The sequence below is a fragment of the Chitinophaga sp. G7 BAM 1005 genome (assembly GCF_057126945.1).
This window is the reverse complement of sequence record NZ_CP181478.1, coordinates 5,046,575-5,067,716: the sequence shown is the minus strand read 5'-3', so window position 1 is coordinate 5,067,716 and position 21,142 is coordinate 5,046,575. Positions and strand designations below refer to the sequence as shown.

16 protein-coding genes are annotated in these 21,142 nt (G+C 48.5%); 14 read left to right on the top strand and 2 right to left on the bottom strand.

Going from position 1 to position 21,142, the window contains the following annotated elements; all coding sequences use genetic code 11:
• Positions 1 to 193 precede the first annotated feature (193 nt).
• The 3 genes from ACMXI2_RS20165 to ACMXI2_RS20155 all read left to right on the top strand — a co-directional run bounded on the left by ACMXI2_RS20165 (position 194) and on the right by ACMXI2_RS20155 (position 2,299).
• The gene (locus ACMXI2_RS20165) at positions 194 to 751 is read left to right on the top strand and encodes a hypothetical protein (RefSeq protein WP_483777869.1); all 558 of its coding nucleotides are present in this window, start codon (positions 194 to 196) and stop codon (positions 749 to 751) included.
• A 44-nt stretch (positions 752 to 795) separates the two neighbouring features.
• Positions 796 to 1,320 carry a hypothetical protein gene (locus tag ACMXI2_RS20160; protein WP_483777868.1) on the top strand — a complete coding sequence of 175 codons (525 nt, stop codon included), beginning with the start codon at positions 796 to 798 and terminating at the stop codon, positions 1,318 to 1,320.
• Positions 1,321 to 1,408: 88 nt separating this feature from the next.
• Positions 1,409 to 2,299, top strand: coding sequence for a glycoside hydrolase family 43 protein (locus ACMXI2_RS20155; protein WP_483777867.1), 891 nt, complete (start codon positions 1,409 to 1,411; stop codon positions 2,297 to 2,299).
• 52 nt (positions 2,300 to 2,351) lie between these two features.
• Here ACMXI2_RS20155 and ACMXI2_RS20150 read toward each other — a convergent pair whose 3' ends face one another.
• A complete protein-coding gene (locus tag ACMXI2_RS20150; protein ID WP_483777866.1) occupies positions 2,352 to 3,287 on the bottom strand; it encodes a 3-keto-5-aminohexanoate cleavage protein in 936 nt (311 codons plus the stop codon).
• Positions 3,288 to 3,313: 26 nt separating this feature from the next.
• Between ACMXI2_RS20150 and ACMXI2_RS20145 the strand changes: the two genes are divergently transcribed.
• Together ACMXI2_RS20145 and ACMXI2_RS20140 are read left to right on the top strand one after the other, a co-directional pair.
• Positions 3,314 to 4,174 carry a helix-turn-helix domain-containing protein gene (locus ACMXI2_RS20145; RefSeq protein WP_483777865.1) on the top strand — a complete coding sequence of 287 codons (861 nt, stop codon included), beginning with the start codon at positions 3,314 to 3,316 and terminating at the stop codon, positions 4,172 to 4,174.
• 70 nt (positions 4,175 to 4,244) lie between these two features.
• A complete protein-coding gene (locus ACMXI2_RS20140) occupies positions 4,245 to 5,114 on the top strand; it encodes an SDR family oxidoreductase (protein ID WP_483777864.1) in 870 nt (289 codons plus the stop codon).
• Between the two features lie 72 nt (positions 5,115 to 5,186).
• Here the strand turns inward: ACMXI2_RS20140 and ACMXI2_RS20135 are convergent, their stop codons facing one another.
• On the bottom strand, positions 5,187 to 5,501 hold the full coding sequence (locus ACMXI2_RS20135; protein WP_483777863.1) for a hypothetical protein: 315 nt from the start codon (positions 5,499 to 5,501) through the stop codon (positions 5,187 to 5,189).
• Positions 5,502 to 5,711: 210 nt separating this feature from the next.
• On the opposite strand from ACMXI2_RS20135, the gene ACMXI2_RS20130 reads away from it, so the two are divergent.
• The 9 genes from ACMXI2_RS20130 (at position 5,712) to ACMXI2_RS20090 (ending at position 21,116) form a co-directional block, all read left to right on the top strand.
• Positions 5,712 to 5,996: a DUF3817 domain-containing protein gene (locus ACMXI2_RS20130; RefSeq protein ID WP_483777862.1), complete on the top strand. Its 285-nt coding sequence runs from the start codon at positions 5,712 to 5,714 to the stop codon at positions 5,994 to 5,996.
• A 41-nt stretch (positions 5,997 to 6,037) separates the two neighbouring features.
• Complete coding sequence (locus ACMXI2_RS20125) at positions 6,038 to 8,377, top strand: GH92 family glycosyl hydrolase (RefSeq protein WP_483777861.1); 2,340 nt, start codon at positions 6,038 to 6,040, stop codon at positions 8,375 to 8,377.
• 85 nt (positions 8,378 to 8,462) lie between these two features.
• The gene (locus tag ACMXI2_RS20120) at positions 8,463 to 9,089 is read left to right on the top strand and encodes an RNA polymerase sigma-70 factor (protein ID WP_483777860.1); all 627 of its coding nucleotides are present in this window, start codon (positions 8,463 to 8,465) and stop codon (positions 9,087 to 9,089) included.
• Between the two features lie 42 nt (positions 9,090 to 9,131).
• The gene (locus tag ACMXI2_RS20115; protein WP_483777859.1) at positions 9,132 to 10,115 is read left to right on the top strand and encodes a FecR family protein; all 984 of its coding nucleotides are present in this window, start codon (positions 9,132 to 9,134) and stop codon (positions 10,113 to 10,115) included.
• A 39-nt stretch (positions 10,116 to 10,154) separates the two neighbouring features.
• Positions 10,155 to 13,478, top strand: coding sequence for a TonB-dependent receptor (locus ACMXI2_RS20110; protein WP_483777858.1), 3,324 nt, complete (start codon positions 10,155 to 10,157; stop codon positions 13,476 to 13,478).
• A gap of 16 nt (positions 13,479 to 13,494) precedes the next feature.
• Entirely contained in the window at positions 13,495 to 14,979 is a 1,485-nt protein-coding gene (locus tag ACMXI2_RS20105; RefSeq protein ID WP_483777857.1) for a RagB/SusD family nutrient uptake outer membrane protein, read from the top strand.
• 7 nt (positions 14,980 to 14,986) lie between these two features.
• Positions 14,987 to 17,416, top strand: coding sequence for a glycoside hydrolase family 38 C-terminal domain-containing protein (locus ACMXI2_RS20100; RefSeq protein ID WP_483777856.1), 2,430 nt, complete (start codon positions 14,987 to 14,989; stop codon positions 17,414 to 17,416).
• 8 nt (positions 17,417 to 17,424) lie between these two features.
• Positions 17,425 to 18,801 (top strand): SGNH/GDSL hydrolase family protein, encoded by a 1,377-nt coding sequence (locus tag ACMXI2_RS20095; protein ID WP_483777855.1) that lies wholly within the window; start codon positions 17,425 to 17,427, stop codon positions 18,799 to 18,801.
• A 2-nt stretch (positions 18,802 to 18,803) separates the two neighbouring features.
• Positions 18,804 to 21,116 (top strand): GH92 family glycosyl hydrolase, encoded by a 2,313-nt coding sequence (locus ACMXI2_RS20090; protein WP_483777854.1) that lies wholly within the window; start codon positions 18,804 to 18,806, stop codon positions 21,114 to 21,116.
• Positions 21,117 to 21,142 lie beyond the last annotated feature (26 nt).

The window sequence follows — 21,142 nt, the reverse complement described above, 5'->3', positions numbered from 1 at the left end:
TAACTGCTATTCTCTGGTTGTGACTTTCATTGATTTAAAATCCCTTTATGAAATCGTCGTTAATCATTTTGTTAGTACTTGTTGGTATTGTTAGCGGAATAGGACAATTGAGCGCTCAGAATTCCAGCAATGCTTATTTCATTCCTACCGTATTTCCCAGTATAAGGGGTCCGATGGAAAGAAGTGGGCTACAGTGGAAGATAAAGTCGTATATAGCAATCCGATAACCTATGCGGACGGTAGTAAGGGTACTGTGTATAATGTTACTTCGCAGGTTTTTAAGCCTGGGAAGGACCGATCGGATTTACTTGTTGGTGCAGGAGTGGGAATGCATGAAACAGATCTTGCAACAAAGTCAGGATGGGCATATGTGAATGGAATATTGGCGCAGGGAGACGCATGGGCAAGTGGAACAGGAGAGTACAATCGAAATGGACATCCTCCGGGTGGTGTCAAGATAATTGCGGGCTTAAATCCATTGTTTAGTGTTCCGAATAGTTTGAATGTATTGGCCACTAAAACAGATCTCTATGGTGCAGATGCTTCCAGTAAACTTGATCAAGGGTTAGCAGTCGTTAATGTAGTATCAAGTACAGTTGGATTTACAAAAATATTGGGAATCCTTGCAAAAGGAGCAAATGCAGGGACTCAAAGTACTGTTCATAATGTGGGTGCGGCTTTGGATAATGCCAATGTAGTAGTTCAGGCGGCAAATGATGGAGGATTTTTGGATAATCTTAAAACTCCTTAAGTTCAATTAACAGATATTAAAAATTAAAAACAAATTTCTGAAGAATGGATAAGATTGAAGTCATACTACCTTTAATAGTCAATAGCAGGTCCATTGTACTTAGAATACTTACATGGGGAGGAGTATTGTTTGTATGTATTGCTTTCATTAACTTTATTCGAGGAGAAGGAGGTGGATTAGTGTCTATAGTTTTTCTATTCATAGGTGTTTTGATGTTGAATGCGAATTTTGTCATCAAGGAGTATAGTGTCATTGGAACTATTTGCTTATTGCCGGATAAAATAACGGTAAGTAATGAGAATGGACTGAATAATTATCCTATAGTGAATTTAGATCAGATAGAAATCTTTCTTTTGGAGATTAAAGGTGAATTCTATGGAGGAAAGGCAATTACCACAAAAACGGGAGTGCGTAACTTTATTAAGTTTAGATATCAGGGAGAAGTAAAAGAGATGATGTTTCTGCTAGAGGATCAGTGGACATTTCAATTATCCCAGATTATTCAGTTTTGGCAGCGTAGTAACATTGACGTTGTATTACATAACCAAACGAGGAAACAGTTTGTTTAGGCATTTTTGTCAGAGGCGATGACACCATTTATTGGAACGGTGGCACAGTTATCGATAACCCACCTGCTGAAAACTAAATCCACAGGTTATGCTATCTCATCAAAACCCAATAATCCGGCATAAATTCACTGCCGATCCCACCGCAATAGTCCACAATAACACCATATACCTATACACCGGCCACGACGAAGCACCAGTAGGAACGGAAGCTTACGTAATGAACGAGTGGTTATGCTTCTCATCCACCAACCTCACGGAATGGACGGAACATCCTGTTCCGTTGAAGGCAACGGATTTTTCATGGGCCAGCGGTAATGCGTATGCATCAAAAGTAATCGCGCACAACGATAAGTTTTATTGGTATGTGGCCGTAGCCCATGCTACCATTAAAGGTTCGGCCATTGGTGTGGCAGAGGCTACCAATCCGGCTGGTCCGTTTAAAGATGCCGGTGAATCGGCATTGATCACCCTTGATATGCTGCCATCAGGCGTTCATGAAAAGGCTAACCTCGATCCAACCGTAATGATCGACGACAACGGGCAGGCATATATTTTCTGGGGGAACGGCCAGTGCTTTTATGCGAAACTGAAACCCAATCTCACTGAACTGGACGGGCCGATAAACACACTGGACCTGCCGGGGTTTGAAGAAGGTGCACACCTGCATAAGCGCAACGGCTGGTACTATCTTTCATATGGCTACCAGATGCCGGAAAGAGTGGCTTATGCCATGAGCCGGAGTATGGAAGGCCCGTGGGAGTTTAAGGGAATATTAAATGAGCTGGCAGGAAATTGCGAAACAAACAGGCCGGCGATACTGGATTTCAAAGGCAGATCTTATTTTATTTATCACAACGGCGGACTGAAAAATGGAGGAAGTCACAGGCGCTCGGTGTGTATCGACTATCTGCATTACAATTCCGACGATACCATGAAACGGGTTATCATGACCTCCGAAGGAGTACAGATGGAATATTAAATGCAGTGCCTGTTATTATGAAAGTAATAGGCTCAGCCTGGAAAAGAAATAATCAACTCCAGTGAAAGGCTGCTTTTACCAGCGCTTCATTGCTTTCTGCAATGGCGCCGGATGGGTCCAGCAAGGTGTCTTCAAATCCTATCCTCAGGTCGTAGCCCTTATACTTGGCTACTTTCAGTAACTCCCAGCAGGTGCTGTCAAAACCATGCAATACCACGGTTTGATGCGGCTGCTTATCGGTAAGCTTATCTTCAATGGCTTTCACCGTTGCCAGTGCTGCCGTCAGCTCCTGCTCTTCCGGTTCAATTAGCAAGCGGAAACATTCCTTCAGTAATCCGCTGCTCCTGAAATTAGCGGCTGCCACTGCGGAGTTGAGGCCAGCTTCCACACCTGTCTTCTTATCAAGTATTGCCTGTATGATGCGTTCAAAACCAGCTTCATGCCCGTTTACAGACACAAAGTTGGGTAGTACTTCCCACTCGCGGATATATGCAAGCCGCTTGCTGATATCGGGTACTATCCAGGCGCCGCTGCTGATGCCTACCGGGATTTCCGGCACGGCTGCCTTTACTGCTTTTACCTGTTCATTTACAAACTGAGGTTCCAGGGTTTCTTTACCGTCGTGGTCACGTACATGGAAATGGATGGCGCCAGCCCCGGCAAGAACAGCGCTTGTGGCGGCTGCCACCAGTTCTGCTGTGGTAACCGGAATATCCGGATGATCGGCTTTGGTCCTGGAACCATTTAATGCTGCTTTTATAAACATACTTCCTGGCTTTTTTGAGGTCACTGCATAAATGATACCTGTATTTTGATGATCGGTTTTTTCGCCGGTACCAGCCGAAAGCAGGAGCGTCAGCGCTGTGGAGGAGGGTGAGCAAATTGCAGGATTTTTTCCCTGAAGTGGGTATTTACCTGCTGCGGCAACAGGGCAGGGCTTGTCTTCTTTCATCATTATTTTTAGCATACCGGTTGAGCTTTTTATCATAGCTTTAATCGTTTAAAAAGCTGCTGATGACGGATAATATTCTGACACAATCGTTAAAAGACATTACGGACCAGGAGGTAAGTATCAACAAATTTATTGGAACGCGGAATAAAGAAGACTTCTACAAAAAAGCAGCACATCGTAGGGATGACCATTACCTGTTTATCTTTCAAAAAAAAGGCAGAAGTACGATCGTTATTGATTTTAAAGAAGTGGAATTAATTGAAAGTATGGCGTTGTGCGTGTTACCCGGACAAATTCATTATGGCGTTACAGCAGATAATAACACTGAAGCATGGCTGATCACACTGGATACTAATTTTGTGGAAGAAGATTACAGGAGAATTTTTGATGATTACTATTTTCAAAACACACCATTAGCCTTATCCGGCATAGAAAGTTCTTCCCTGAATGATGGTATTGAATTGATGGCGTCCATAGCGCAAAACCGCCGGCAATTGAATTTTATGCCCCGGGTAATGCATTCATTGATCAGCGCCGGTATTGGGATGTTTGCTTCTGCTTATCGCCGGCAGGAGAATAGGGACGCATCTTTATCACGCACGCATCTTTTAACACAGCAATTTAAACGGTTACTTTTGCAACAGGTTAAAACACATAAAACTACTTCTGCTTACGCTACCCTGTTAAATATAACCCCTGCATACCTGAATGACGCCGTAAAACAGACAACAGGATTCACGGTAAGTTTCTGGATACAACAAACTATCATTGTAGAAGCAAAAAGACTACTGTATGCAACAAATGCATCCGTTAAGGAAATAGCCTGGCAGTTGGGTTTTACTGATCACGCTTACTTTACCCGTTATTTTTCTAATGCCGAAGGCCAGCCGCCACTGCAATTCCGCCACAATTGCCGCAAATAATCCAATAGTTCCCCTTATCCATCCATTTTACGGGTGAATGGCTGCTGATAACTTTGCAGGAAAATAACAAATGGGAACCCACATCATTCTTACGGTCGGAGTAGTATGCCTGTTATGGCTTTTATTCAGGGGGATAAAGTTTGTTTATCCTTATATCCGTCGCACGGATCTTAAAAAGTACCTGAAGCCGGGAGCCTTTGCTGTTGTTACCGGCGCAACCGACGGAATCGGGAAGGTTATCGCTATGGCACTGGCAGAGAAAGGCTTTAATATCGTTTTACATGGCCGGAACGAAGAGAAATTACAGGCGGTGAAATTGGAAATTGAAACGGATAACCCGCAATGCAGGGTAGTTCTCCTGTTACATGATGGGAGCAGGAAAAGCCGGGTGAATGTGGAAGAAATTGAACATTTACCTGTGACGGTACTGGTTAATAACGTGGGGATAGGGCCGATGAAGGCACTCACGGATTTTTCTGCTAACGAAATTGATGAAACCATTACGCTCAACATGGCCTTCCCATCACAGCTTACCCGTAGTTTGCTGCCACAACTGGGAAAACAGGCGCTTATATTAAATATTTCGTCGTACGCGGGCCTGTTCCCACCTCCCTATTTAGCGGTGTATGCAGGCTCAAAGGCATATAACAATGCCTTTTCCACTTCGCTGGCCCGTGAATTAGAAAATGTGGAAGTGATTTCAATAATAACCGGTAGTGTAAACACCGGGACCAATAAAAAACCTGTCACCTTTATGAGGCCGGCCGCGGCCACCTATGCAAAGCATGTGCTGGCCATTGTGGGTTGTGGCAGAAAGAGTATTATGCCTTATTGGCCCCATGCCATACAAACTTTTCTGATATCCCTGCTGCCTGAAAAGCTGATCGATAGCGCAACCAAAAGAGCCATGCAACAGGAGTTAAAACGTTTAGGGGCTTAACCTCACCGGCTTTAGTATAGCCAGAAAGGATTACATTCATCCTTTCTGGCTTACATCTTTCTGAAAAAATAATTATTTCGCTGCTACAACAGGTTTCTCATACCCATCTTTCTTCGCTTTCTCCGCCATTGTATTCATTCTTTTTTCTGTATCAGGATGAGAAGAGAATAACTGGGAACCTTTCTTTTTATCACCACTGCTTTCCTGTGACGCCTTCCACAATTTTTCAAAAGCCATAGACATGCCCCACGGATTGAGCTTTGCTGCTTTCACTGCTTTGGCGCCGGCGCCCAGTGTTTTTGTGTTTAATTTCAATTGTGCATTTGAGGCTAACGCAAATGACATCGTCAAAGCGCATACGAAACCGAACCGTGCGTAAACAGACATAATAAAGGTTTTTATTGTTGAAAAGGGTTAAATACTTAATGACTGCATTCGGGGCTACGGCGCGGAGATAAATATTGTGATGATTTCGTACAAACAATTTTAAACCCTCCACCCCGGTAAAACTATTTCATATATCGATGAAAGATCTGATCTTCACCTATCTTTGCCCTCATTAATTCTAACAGGTGATCATTTAATTGATTTTTTGAGATGATAAACTTATATCGTAAAACAGCATTGATCGAAGCAGTATCTTATCTGATATTATTATTTGTGGCGATGCCCATGAAATATATCTTCTCTGTTCCCGAACCGGTAAAGTATTTCGGGTGGCTGCATGGTGTATTATTTATCGTATTTGTGGCGCTCCTGCTTTCCTGCTGGATTAAATACAGGTGGAGTATAGTTAGGGTTGCCGGCTTTTTCGTGGGATCGCTGCTGCCGTTTGTACCATTTATATTTGAAAAAAAGCTGAAGGAAGAATACGGAGCCTGATGGGCCCCACGCGGGCAGTCATCAAAGAAAATAAATGGCGAATGGCGGTAACTATCTTGCAGGGTGTCTACTCTAAAAGCCGTTATCACGCCATGCAGATACCACGTATAAAAAACACCCGCCGGTTTTTCACCGGCTTACTTTGCTGCTGCTCCCTCGCCACCGCGGCGCAGCAAAAAGAACTGGTCGCCTATGCCAATACATTACAGGGCACCAATTCCGAATTTTCACTCAGTAATGGCAATACGCATCCTTCTACGGCACTGCCTTTTGGCATGCATGCCTGGTCTGCACAAACAGGCAAAAACGGCGACGGCTGGAAATATCAATATAAAGCCACTACCATCCGCGGCTTCCAGCAAACGCACCAATGCAGCCCCTGGGTGGGCGACTATGCCGTATTCAGCCTGATGCCGGTAACGGGAAAACTCACCGTGGGAGAAGAGGAGCGAGCCACGGCTTTCAGTCATGCGGATGAAGTAGCCCGCCCGGACTACTACAAGGTAACTTTCGCCAATAAAATCACTACGGAATTATCGCCTACCGAAAGAGGCGCACACCTGCGCTTTTCTTTCCCGGCAAAGCAACCTGCCTACATTGTGCTGGATGGCTATGATGCCCTGAGTGGCGTACAAATATTTCCGGCAGAAAGAAAAATCACCGGCTACGTCACCAATGGCCGCTTTATTCCCAAAGGCTTCAGGAACTATTTTGTGATCGTGTTTGACCAACCCTTTGAAGCCAGCGGCGCCTGGGAAAATACAAACAACCGGATCTTTGCAGATACGCTATCCGCCGAAGGAAAAGGGGTAGGCGCATTTGTCCGTTTTAAAAACGGCGCTGTGGTACAGGCCAGGGTTGCTTCTTCCTATATAAGTACCCAACAGGCGGAACTTACCTGGCAACAGGAACTCAAACCCTTCACCAGGCTGGAACAAACAAGGGCGGCTGCCGCCAGGATATGGAACACCCTCTTTGGCAGGGTGCTGGTGGAAGGTGGCACGGAAAAAGATAAAGCCACTTTTTATTCCTGTCTTTTCCGCGCAAATCTTTTCTCACATACCTTCTTTGAATACAACAGCAAAGGAGAACCTTATTACTTCAGTCCATACGACGGAAGGATACATAACGGGTACATGTACACCGACAACGGCTTCTGGGACACTTTTCGCGCACAGTTCCCGCTAAATACCATCCTGCACCCCACTATGGAAGGGCGCTATATGCAGGCGCTGCTGGATGCACAGCAACAATGCGGCTGGCTCCCTGCCTGGTCGTTCCCCGGCGAAACAGGCGGCATGCTCGGCAATCACGCCATTTCCCTGCTGGCCGATGCCTGGGTGAAAGGTATCCGCACCTTCAATCCCAAACAGGCGCTGGACGCCTATTTCCACGAAGCCATGAACAAAGGCCCCTGGGGCGGCGCCAATGGACGCGCAGGTTGGAAAGAATACTATCAGCTGGGATATGTAAGTTTCCCGGAGTCACACGGCAGCACCTCGCAAACATTGGAATATGCATACGATGATTTTTGCGGCTATCAACTGGCGAAGCTCACCGGCAACGATTTCTATCAGTACGTTTTTGGTCGCACCATGTATAATTATAAAAACCAGTACGACAGCCTCACCGGGTTTATGCGTGGCCGTAAGCTGGATGGCGCCTGGCTGGAAAACTTTGATCCGTATGAATGGGGCGGCCCCTACACAGAAGGAAATGCCTGGCACTGGCAATGGTCGGTATTCCACGATGTACAGGGGCTGATCAACCTGATGGGTGGGAATATGCCCTTCATCACAAAACTGGATTCGGTTTTCAGCGCCCCCAATAAAGTGAATGTTGGCGCTTACAAACAAACGATCCACGAAATGACGGAAATGGTAAATGCCAACATGGGACAATACGCACACGGCAACCAGCCCGTGCAACATATGATCTATCTTTATAACTATGCCGGTCAACCCTGGAAAACACAGGCGCACGTGCGGAAGGTAATGGCCAAACTTTACAATGCAGGCGAAAACGGGTACCCTGGTGATGAAGACCAGGGGCAGATGTCATCCTGGTACGTGATGAGCGCCATGGGCTTTTACAGCGTATGTCCCGGCACAGATCAATACGTGATCGGCAGCCCGCTGTTTCCGAAAATGACGCTAACCTTTGAAAACGGGAAGCAGTTTGTAGTGGAGGCCCGTAACAACAGCCCGGAAAATGTATATATCCAGTCGGCTGTGCTCAACGGCAAACCCTGGCCGCATAACTGGCTCCGGCACCCGGATATCGTTAATGGCGGGGTGCTGCTGCTGGAAATGGGTAACAAACCGGCTACCGGCCGGGGCATCGCCAATGAGGATAAACCTTTTTCGTTAAGCAGCCGGTAATAACACGGCTGCCGATAATTTCGTACCGACAGTAAGAATTTCGTACTGAAACGATTAAATTAGCCCGTAGTTCGAATTCATGTCGATGCGAAAAGATTTTTCCACGTATACAGATGAAGAGTTGTTCCTGTTTGTAAAGCAGGGCCATAAGGATGCGTTTGAGGATATCTACAGGCGCTTCTGGCAGGAGTTACTGGATGCCGCTTACCGGCGCGTAAAAGTGCAGGAAACCGCCATGGAGCTGGTGCAAAGCCTGCTGGTAGACTTGTACCTGAAAAGGGAAACCATTTCTCTTAACACCTCGCTCCGCAATTACCTGCACACGTCACTGAAAAACAGGGTACTGAATACCATCCGTTCACAATTGGTGCGGAACACCTATCAGCAACATGTACTGAACGACAACAGCCACTATGCGTCCGATGCCGCCAGCACCCTGCAATTAAAGGAATTGCAGCGGCACATAGATGAGTCCTGCGCCAGCATGCCCGAAAAATGCCGGGAAGTATTTTACCTGAGCAGGAGAGAGCAGTTGTCGTACCAGCACATCGCCCGGCAACTGAATATTTCGGTGAACACCGTAGAGAAACATATGGTGAAAGCGCTGAAAATACTACGCTCTCACCTGAAACAATACCACTACATCGTGTTCTGGTGCGTGGTATCCCTGTTGCTGCTGTGGGGGCAAATGTCAAACTATTTTGAATCGTGATGGCGGTAAGCCATTTTTCAGGTGTCTAATGTTAGAGAGACTATGGATATGAACAACACCCGGTTAAAAGAATTATTGGATAAATACCTGGACGGTACAGCCACTGAAGTTGAAATCAGTGAGGTGGACAATTGGTACAGGTCTTTCGAAAATGATCCGGCCTTCACCGCGCAATTCAGCCCGGAGCAACGCGCTGCGTTGGAACAGCTGCTCTTCCTGCGTATCAGCCGCCAGGTAGACGCGGCGGAACCACGGGTAAGCTACCGGTCCGTTCGTTGGTGGGCCGCCGCTGCTGCAGTGGCTTTGCTTATTACCGCAGGCGCATTCTTCCTGACCCGTAAACAACCGGTTCCGCCGGAAAAAACGATAGCAAGTGTTACAGAACAAACAACTAAAAACGCTATAAAAAAGATCAGCCTGCCGGATAGCAGCATTGTGTGGTTGAATATAGACAGTAAGATCCGGTATGAAGAAACTAAAGGCCGGGAGATCTGGCTGGATGGAGAAGCCTACTTTGAAGTAGCGCCCAAACAAGGCGCTCCCTTTTTGGTACATGCCGGTACACTCAACATTAACGTACTCGGCACCAGCTTTAACATCGACGCCTATACGCCGGACGCAAAAGTAACCGTAACGGTAGCCAGCGGAAAAGTAGCCATTGGCAATAATCAGCGTAGCCATACTACATTGGTGGCCAATCAGCAGGCTATTTACCACGCTGCAAAAGATCAGCTGGAAACAAATAACATCGCTGCTGCCGATATCAGCGCCTGGACACAGGGCCAGCTGATCTTTAAGAAAGCTTTGTTCCGCGATATTGCACAGAAACTGGAACGCAGGTACGATGTACGTATCCTGTTTGCCAGTGAACAAATTGCCAACTCATTGCTTACCGCCCGGTTCGATGCCAACGTACCGTTTAAAAACGTACTGGGTATGCTGTGTGATATCTATGGGTTCAGCTACCGGCAAACGCCGGGCAAAAACGAATACCTGGTTTACAAAAAAGGTCAACCAAATAAATAATCCGGAAGGGTCAGCCATGTGGCGTGATAATTTCAAGTTATGAAAGTGAAAACAGCGGAGTGCGTGCACATGACGCCCAGGTGGCTTGCCTGCCTGGTGCTGGCATTGTGTTGCCTGTACCCGCCGCGGATCACGGCGCAACCGGGAACAACAGAACTGAAACGGACCACGGTAGATATATACGTTGTGAATGAAACACTCGATAAAGTGTTTGAACAGGTGGAAGCAGCCACCACATTCCGGTTTGTATATAACCCGTCGGAAATAGCAAAAAGCGGAAAAGTAACGATCAATAAAAAGAATATTCCGGTGGAACAGGTGCTGAAATTATTGCCGGCTGTATTACAATATGAACTGCGTGGCAGGAACCTCCTCATCACCCGGAAGGAACCGCCGCCTTTGAACCAGGCTTCGGTATTAACAGGAAAGGTAACGGATACCAACGGCAACCCGCTGCCGGGTGTGTATGTGACGAAGAAAGGGGCGCCACCCCGTATCGTAACGGATCCGGATGGCTCCTTCAGCATCCATGCCGATCCGGGCGATACCCTGCGCTTCAGTCTTCCGGGCTTTGGCGAACAGGAAGTGCCGGTGGAAAGAGTGAATATGCTATACGTGTCCCTGCTGGCAAAATATGCTTCTCTCAAAGAAGTAGTGGTGATCGGCTACGGTACTTCCAGCAAGGAAAAGCTCACTACGGCTGTGGGCACCGTAAGCGGCGATGTATTAAAAGAACGCGCTACTACCATGAACCTCATGCAGGGACTGGCAGGAAAAGTAGCCGGCGTAAGCGTGATGATGAACTCCGGAAAACCCGGCGGCAACCCGATCGTAAAAATCAGGGGCACCGGTTCTATCAACGCCTACAACGGCCCGCTGTATGTGGTAGACGGGATTGTGGGCGCAGATCCCCTGATCCTTGATCCGAATATTGTGGCTTCGGTAGATGTGCTGAAAGATGCCGCTGCCTCCGCAATTTACGGCGCCAGGGGATCTAATGGCGTGATCGTGATCACCACCAGGAAAGGAACAAAAAGCAGCCCGGCTATTTCATTCCGTAACACCCTCAGCTTCGGCTCCCTGGCCCGCAAAGTAAAGCTGATGAATGCGGAAGAAGCGCTGGAGATGTTCAAGCGGGAATATGAATATCTTCCGGGCCGCACAGCGCCGCATCTCGATGCCTCCCGCCAGTTTCCGCGGAAGGAAGAACTTTTCAATGTAGACGGTACGCCTAAATATCATACGGACTGGCAAAAGGAAGCAAGTCGCCTCGCAGTGTCCCACGAGCATTCATTGTCGCTGTCTGCAGGAAAGGATGGCTTCTCTGCCCTGGTCAATCTTTCTTACAACGACCAGCAGGGAATCCTGATCAACAGCTACTCCCGGCAGATCAACGGCTTTATCAACCTCGGCTGGGATGTTACAAAATGGCTGCACGTACAGGCGGTGATCAACAGCGGCGCCGCCAAACAAAATAATGTGGACATCAATACATTCGGGCTGAATGCCGTGCGCCAGATCTATGAATTTCTGCCCTTCCTGCCGGTACGTTATGCCGATGGTACGTATTCACGAAAAGGGGATTATCCCGGTGCAGAAGATTCTGAAAACCCGGTAAGACTTATGCAGGAAGTGAAGTCGGTGGCCGGCCGCACGTATACGATGGGCAACCTGATCACCACCATCCGCCTGAACAGTAAACTGCATATCACAGCAGGTTTGAGCGGACAAACAGGCGCCACCTACAACCTGTATTATTCCGGCAGGGATATCCGCGGATATTCTGATACACAACAGGGCGTGGCCACACGGGCAAATGGTAATTCCGGCTCCTGGACTTCAGAGGATTACCTGACCTGGAACAACCAGTTTGGCAAACATAAAGTCACCGCCGTGGCAGGCGCCAGCTGGTACTATTTCGGGAACATGAGCACCCAGGCAGGAAGCGAAGGCTTCTTCGATGATTTCTTTTCCTACAACAGCCTGCAAACAGGGCTGGTGCCACAACGGCCGCAGTCGGGAACAAGCAATACAGCGATGAACTCTTATTACATGCGCTTCAATTACGACTACGACAGCCGCTACCTGTTCGGATTTTCCTTCCGCGCAGATGGATCTTCGCGCTTCGGTGCCAATAATATGTATGGTTATTTCCCCAGTTTCTCGGGCGCGTGGCGGTTGTCTTCGGAGCCTTTCCTCCGGAATGTGCATAGTATCAGCGACCTGAAAATACGCGGCAGCTACGGCATTGTAGGTAATGCGGATATCGGCGATTACGTAACGCAGGACCGACTGAGGAGCGGCCAGGTAGCATTCAATGGTCAGGCGGCGCCGGCAGAGATGCTGGAAGCATTGGGCAACAAAAATCTTAAATGGGAAAAAGCCCACCAGCTGAATATCGGCATCGATGTTTCTCTGCTGGACAACAGGGTGCAATTTACCGGCGATGTTTATAACCGTGTAACAAAAGATCTGTTGTATTACAGGTTGATGCCCGCTACCACCGGCTACGAGGGCGTTTTTGACAATATCGGTTCTATCCGCAACAGGGGCGTTGAACTGTCATTGGTCACCAACAACATCCGGCGCAAACAGTTTTCATGGAACACCTCCCTGATCTATTCCATGAACCGCTCCCTCGTGCTGGAACTGAATGGCGATATCATGTATCCCTGGGGTGGCCGCATCATGGAAGGACGCCCGTTAAATGAATTTTATGGTTACCGCCGGCTGGGTACCTGGGGAACAGATGAAGCGCTGGAAGCCGCCACCTATGGCAAAAAGCCAGGCGATGTGAAATACGCAGATGGGAACAATAATAAAGTGAAAGATGCCAACGACCGTACGGTACTCGGCAACGGCATGCCCGGTTTTGAAGCAAGCCTGAGTAATACATTTACCTATAAAAATTTTTCGCTGTTGGTAGATGTGCAAGCGATCTATGGACACAGCCTGGCAAATTTTACCAGGATGCTCATGGAAAACGCAGCGCCCACCACCAACAGCTACCGCAGCCTCCTCAACGCCTGGACGCCGCAACAGCAGGGGGGCATGAACCCGGCGCTGCGGCTGCCACAGGACGGATTGGATAATGAAATGGATAGTTATTACATAGAGAAAGGCACGTTCCTACGCGTGCGCAATATCGCACTGGCGTACAAGCTGAAGGAAGACTGGCTCGCACGGTATCATATAAAGTCGGCCGCCATCAGTGTCAGCGCAGAAAACTATTTCCTGTTCACAAAATATAAAGGATACGATCCCGAAGCCTCCTCGTTTGATGGCGACTTTAACCAGGGAGTGGATATGTATCAATACCCGAAAGCGAAAACGCTGGCGTTCACATTAAATGTTACATTCTGAATAAAGGAATTGAAATATGAAACAACTGGTCCTGTTGGGGATGATCATATTGATTACTTCCTGCAACAAATTCCTGGAAGAGGAGCCCTCGGGTTCTCTCAGCCTCACACACTACTACAAAACACCTGAACATGTGAGCGCCGCGGTAAACGGTACATACGACGGTCTTGCTACTCCTTTCGTGGCCAATATCGGCGTAGCCGTAAGCCCCGTGTATTCACTGGAATATATCACCGGGTACAGCCGCCGGCCACGGCCATCAGGTTTTGAGGACGACCAGTTCCTGCGGTTAGACAGGCTCGATAATGCCAATTCAAAATTACAGGCATGGTGGAACGCTACCTATTACCCGGTGGAAAACTGCAACAGCGTTATTGAAAACGTCAGCGTAACACTGGTGGTAGATGAATTAACAAAGCAGCGTTATCTCGGTGAGGCGCATTTCCTGCGGGCATGGTATTACTTCCAGGCAGTACGGCTTTTTGGTGATATCCCCCTGAAACTGACCACTACAAAAAATATTAATGATGTGAGGATTCGCCGCTCGCCAAAAGAAGCCGTGTATGAACAGATTGTGAAAGACCTTACAGCAGCAGAAAACGCCGGTCTTTCCTGGACGGATCAGAGCGGGCATGTAAGCCTGGGCGCCGTAAAATCTTTGCTGGCGAAAGTATACATTACAATGGCAGGCTATCCTTTGCAGAAAGGAATGCCCTATTACCGGATGGCATATGATAAAGCGATGGAAGTGATCGACAGCCACCAGTTTTCCCTGTTTGAACAATACAGCGATCTGCGCAACCCGGCGGTGCAAAATACCAGGGAGCATATTTTTATGCTGCAACGTCATCCTACTGTGGCAGTGAGCAACATTCACTGGGCATATCTTCCGTATCCCGGTGAACCGGTTTCTATTCAACCGGCCTACGGAGGGGCAATGGCGCCGGCGCCCGCATTTTACAATTCGTATGCAGCAGGTGATGGACGCAAACAGGAAAAGGCTTTTTTCTACACAAAATATCCGCGTTACGGCAATCCGGCCGAAACCATCTTTTTCTCCGAACCTTACATCTTCAAATTCTGGGATGAAGAAGCAGAGAAAACCGGCCGCTCAGGAGCTAACTTTCCGCTGATACGTTACGCCGATGTGCTGCTTTTATGTGCAGAAGCAAAAAGCGTGATCGACGGCGGCATTACCTCGGATGCTGCGGCTATCGACGCATATTATTCGGTACGCCACCGGGCATTTCCCGCGGCGCCCAAACCTGCAACTTTAACAACAGATGATATCCTGAAGGAAAGATATTGGGAACTGTGTTTTGAATTCCAGACCTGGTACGATATGCTGCGCACCCGCAAAGCCTTTGATGTGGCGCATGGCAGCATGATCAACCTGGTTGGATACAAAGCCCCCAATCACCTGCGGAGCTTCGAAGAAACTGATTTTCAATTTCCATTACCATTAGCTGAAGTTCAGAAAAACCCGGACTTGGCCCTTTAACAACAGCATGAAACGAATGAATATTTGCCTGGCGGTTTTACTCACCGCTGCGGCACAGGAATCTTTTGCCCAGCAGCCTCACTTTATCGATGGCTATCACGGCGGCGTTTACGGACATTATCCCGCAGGATACACCCGGTTTATCACCGGCCAGCTGCAGGAGAATCCATACTGGAAAATTAACCTGGAAATAGAACCCGAAACCTGGGATATGGTAAAGGCCCGTGAACCACAGGCGTATGGTGTTTTCCAACAACTGTTTGCCGATCAATCGGGCAATGGCCGCATAGAATATGTAAACCCGGGATATGGCCAGAGTTATCTCTACACCAGCTCGGGCGAAAGCATGATCCGCCAGTTCAGCTACGGCATACAAAAAGTAAGGGAACATTTCCCCGGCGCGGTATTCACCACCTATTCAAGTGAAGAACCCTGCTTTACCAGCGCATTGCCGCAGATACTCCGCTCGTTCGGATTTAAATATGCCTCCCTGAAAAATCCCAATACCTGCTGGGGTGGCTATACCCGTGCATTTGGCGGTGAACTGGTATATTGGGAAGGGCCCGATGGCAGCCGGCTGCTAACTGTACCACGATATAGTTCGGAAGCCTTATTACCCAATTCTACCTGGCAAACTACTGCCTGGAATAACAGCAAAGAATATTTACAGTCCGCCCGTGCGGCCGGCATCGCCAACCCCATAGGCATGTGCCTGCAGGATGCCGGCTGGCGCAACGGTCCCTGGCTGAAACGTAATGCACAGTATGAAACGTGGCGGAATTATATCGGCAACGTGGCAAACAAAACAAATGTGCCCTCATGGCGCCTGAGCCAGGAAGATATCCAGGTAAGCCTGGTATGGGGCGCACAGGTATTACAACGCATTGCGCAACAGGTAAGAGCGGCGGAAAATAAATTGATCGCCGCCGAAAAATATGCCGCCATCACCGCTTTATATGATCATGTTCCGTGGCCGCAGCAACAGCTGGATACCGCCTGGAAATCGCTGCTGCTGGCCCAGCACCACGATTGCTGGATTGTGCCCTATAATGATACCTGGATCGATAAAGTGCAACATTGGACAGATAACACTATCGCCGTTAGTGACAGCATCCTGCAACAAAATCATAACCACGCTATTTACATACGCGTATTAAATACCACGGCACTTCTCCGTGAAGAGTGGATTGATTTGCAGGGTAGCTGGAAAGTAACCGATAGTAAAGGAAGACAGGTGCCAACAGTGCCGGGAGCCGTTAAAGTTGCTGTGCCGCCAATGGGATTCAGCGTTTACAGGTTGCAGCCAATAACAGGTGGTGAAAACCACATCACGCCGGAAACCCTGGAAACAGACTTATACCGCATAACGATAAATCCCGCCAGGGGCGGCGTTATCACCAGCCTCCTGGTGAAAGCCACCGGCAAAGAAATGGTGGATACTAAAAACAACCGCGGGTTCAATGAACTCCGGGGATACTTTTACCAGCAAGGCGCCTGGCGCTCCAGTATGGACACTGCAGCAACTATCCGCATCACCGAAAATAACAAAGCCCGCGTGTCGGTGGAGATTAACGGCTTTATTGCCGGCCACCCTTTTACACAACAGGTTACACTCACCAATGGTCAGCGGAGAATAGATCTGAAAGTGAAGATCAACTGGAAAGGGAACCCCGGTATCGGCGCATATTCACAGGCGGATAATTATAGCACGGAAGCATATCGTAAAGCGTTTTATAACGATAGCTGCAAACTGCAGGTATTATTTCCGCTTTCTCTCTCTCCGCAAAAACTCAGTAAAGACGCACCCTTTGATGTGACAGACAGCCGGTTGGAGAACACTTTCTTCAGCAGCTGGGACAGCATCAAAAATAATGTGATCCTTCACTGGGCTGATGTAACCGACGGCAATACCGGACTAGCCCTGTTTACCGATCATACTACCAGCTACGTACATGGGAAGGATTATCCGTTGGGCCTTACGCTGCAATACGCGGGCCGTGCGCTCTGGGGGCGTAATTACGATATCACCGGATCTACGGAAGTGAATTATGCCATCGTACCGCATAACGGCAACTGGGACACAGGCGCCATCAGCAACGAGGAAACGCGCTGGTGTGAACCATTGCAGGTACTGCCTGCCACCGGTGGAAAAGATTTTTCATTGCTCGCCCTGCCCGATAATCACTGGCAGGTATCCACGCTGCTCATGGACGGAAAAGATTTGCTTATCAGGTTGTATAACGCCGGCGGAAACAGCGGGCAACAGCAACTATCTTTCAACGGTAAGGCCACGCAGGCTGTTATAGAACAACTGGATGGCCAGCCAGTGGAAACCCTGCAACGCCGCCAGCTCGCCGGCAAAACAATTATCCGCTTAGCGATACCCCGTTTCGGTATCCGCACCATCCGCCTGAAAAATGTAATGGTAAATAATTAAACAACTATATGAAAAAGTTCGTGTATTCTATCGGGTTATGTCTTGCCACCTTGTTCGCACAGGCGCAGGTAAAACCCTTCCGGCAAAACGACCGCGTGATTTTTGTAGGTAACAGCATCACCGAAGCAGGCGCCTATGTCTCGTATATTTATCTCTACTACATGACCCATTTCCCCGGTAAAAAACTGGTGATCCTCAATGGCGGCATTGGTGGCGACAAAGCCTCGGATATATACCGTCGCCTGGATTATGATATCCTGGCGAAAAAGCCTACGGTGCTGGTACTCACTTTTGGTATGAACGATACCGGCTATTATGAGTTTAACAACAGCGATGCCGCTAAAACCGCCGCAGAGCGCATAGCTGCTTCCCGCCGTAGTTACGGGCAAATAGAGCAACGGCTCCTCAAATTACCGGCGATACAGAAAATAATGATGTCGTCGCCGCCTTACGATGAAACCGCGAAGATCCCGGGGAATTATTTCCGGGGTAAACAAACGGCGATGCTGGAAATAATAAAGTTCCAGGAAGAGGCCGCACAGAAAAACAACTGGCCTTTTACAGACCTGTTCCGGCCCATGAAAGCGCTGAATGAACAACTGCAGCAAAAGGATTCTACTTTCACCATGATTGGCCCCGACAGAATCCATCCCGGCAATGCCGGACACCTGGTGATGGCTGCCCTCTTCCTGAAAAGCCAGGGACTGAATGGCAAACCGGTTGCGGAAGTAAGCATCAACGCAGGCGCCGGTAAATTGCAGCAGGCAGTGAATTGCAATATCAGCCAGCTGACGGCTTCCGGCAACAAAGTAAGTTTCGGTTACCTGGCCGCATCATTACCTTTCCCTATAGATACGGTTGCCCGCGTTTGGGGCAATACGCAGAAACAGGCTGATGCATTGAACTGGATTCCTTTTACGGAAGATTTTAACCGGGAAATGTTACGGGTAGATGGATTATCATCGGGAGATTATACACTGCTGATAGATGGTCATGCTATGGGTAAATGGTCCGCCGCTGCATTTGCGGAAGGCATTAACCTTGCCACACTGCCGGAAACGCCGCAATACAAACAGGCATTTTCCATCATGCAGCTCAATCTCCGCCGGGCTGAGCTGGAGAGCCGTTTACGCCGCTATTATTGGATACAGGGCAACTTTTTTGATAAAAAGAATTTATTATTGCACGATGACGCGGCTGCACTGGACAGTGTACGTACGGCTGCAAAAAAAGATGGCATGCTGCGCTACCACGAAGAAAATTATGAAACAGCCATGTACAAAGAACTGCGTACTGCCTGGTTGCAGGAGATCGATACCATCGTCAAACTGATCTACACCATCAACAAACCGGTGCTTCATAAAATTGAGATCGTTAAAATTTAAAGATGAAAACCACTGCTTCTATATTTGTTTCGGCACTCTTCTTTGTTGCAACTATCAGCAAGGCGCAAGGCCCCGCTGCTTATGTAAATCCTTTCATAGGCGCCAGCACCAGTGAAGATGCCGCCGGCAGCTATCACGGTCTTGGCAAAACATTTCCCGGCGCCGCCACGCCTTTTGGTATGGTGCAGCTGAGCCCCAATACCATTACCGGTGGCGACAATGGCTCCGGGTACAGCTATGAACATACCACCATAGAAGGCTTTGCTTTTACCCAAATGAGCGGCATCGGCTGGTATGGCGATCTTGGTAATTTCCTGGTAATGCCTGCCACCGGCCCCCTGCAAACCGCTGCGGGTAGCCGGCAACATCCGGAAGAAGGGTATCGTTCTACCTACTCAAAAAAAGAAGAGAAGGCCACCGCAGGTTACTACGCTGTTAAGCTCACAGAAAATAATATCACCGCAGAAATGACCGCCGCTCCACATAGCGGCATCATGCGCTTTACATTTCCCGCCCATCAGCAATCACGTATACAGATCGATCTGGCCCGCAGGGTAGGCGGTACCTCCACCTGGCAGGAGGTAAAAGTGGTCAACGACAGCACCATCGCGGGATACATGCAGTGTACGCCGGAAGGTGGCGGCTGGGGGAACGGCGATGGTAAAGGCAATTATACCATATACTTCTATGCACAATTCAGCAAACCATTTTCAAAACATGGTGTCTGGAGTGCAGACATCCCCGACGGATGGTCGCGCAAACGGGAAGATGTTGAAAGCGCCCGCTACCAGCAGCAGATCGCAAAGGCAACAGTAATACCGGGCGCTAAAGAAAAAGCAGGTAAACATCTTGGCTTCTACACGGAGTTTGCTACCAACGCACAGGAAGCCGTACTGATGAAAGCAGGCATCTCTTTCGTAAGCATCGCCGGCGCTAAAAATAACCTGGAATCAGAGATCAGAGACTGGAACTTTGATGCCATTAAGCAACAGTCATTCGATGCATGGAACAAAGCCCTCGGCAAAATAACCGTAGCAGGAGGCACTGAAGAGGAGAAGAAAATATTTTATACAGCACTGTATCATACCATGATAGATCCCCGCAATTTTTCTGATGCGGATGGGAAATATATAGGGGGAGATGGAAAAGTTCACGCCGTGAAAAACTTCACTAAACGCACCATCTTCAGCGGCTGGGACGTATTCCGCAGCCAGATGCCCCTGCAAAGCATCATCAACCCCCGCGTGGTAAACGATATGGTAAATTCGCTGGTAACGCTGGCAGATGAAAGCGGTAACCACTACCTCGAACGCTGGGAATTCCTCAACGCCTACAGCGGTTGTATGATCGGCAACCCCGCGGTGTCGGTAATGGCAGATGCATGGGCAAAAGGGATCCGTAACTTTGATATCAATAAAGGATACGCTTTCGCCAAAAATTCTGTAGAGAAATTTGGAAACGGCAGCAAAGGATATTCCACCGGCGGGTTAAGCGTATCGCTGACGTTGGAATACGCCTATTTCGACTGGTGCCTCGGCAAACTGGCCGGCGCACTGGGCAAAAAGGAGGATGCCAAAAAATACCTGGCCCGTGGCGCCAATTATAAAAATGTATTTGACACCGCTAAAGCATGGTTCCGTCCCCGCAATGACGACGGCAGCTGGCAACCCTGGCTAGAGCAGGGCCGCATGCAGCAGGGATATGGCACTATTGAAAGCAGTCCTTATCAGCAGGGCTGGTTTGTGCCGCAGGATGTACCAGGCATGGTGGCGCTCATGGGCGGAAAGGAAAAAGTATTGGCAGATCTGACCACATTCTTTGATAAAGTACCGCAAAACATGATGTGGAACGATTATTACAACCATGCCAACGAACCGGTACATCACGTACCGTTTTTATTCAACCGCCTGGGCGTGCCCTGGCTTACCCAGAAATGGACCCGTGAAATCTGCGCCCGTGCCTATCACAATTCTGTAGAGGGATTGGTAGGTAATGAAGATGTAGGGCAGATGTCGGCCTGGTATGTATTGGCCGCCAGCGGACTGCATCCTGTATGCCCCGGAAGTACGCGGTATGAAATCACCAGCCCGGTGTTCGGTAACATTACCGTCGCCCTCGATACTGCTTACGCCAAAGGCAAAACGTTTACCATCAGCGCCCGCAATAATACGCCTGCCAACCGCTATATTCAGCGTGCGTGGCTAAACGGGAAACCATATCAGCACTGTTATATCAACCACGCAGATATCACCGCCGGCGGTACACTGGTGCTGGAAATGGGTAACCAACCGGCACAAAACTGGGGAATTAAATAAAAATTAACGGAAGAATGGCGGTACTG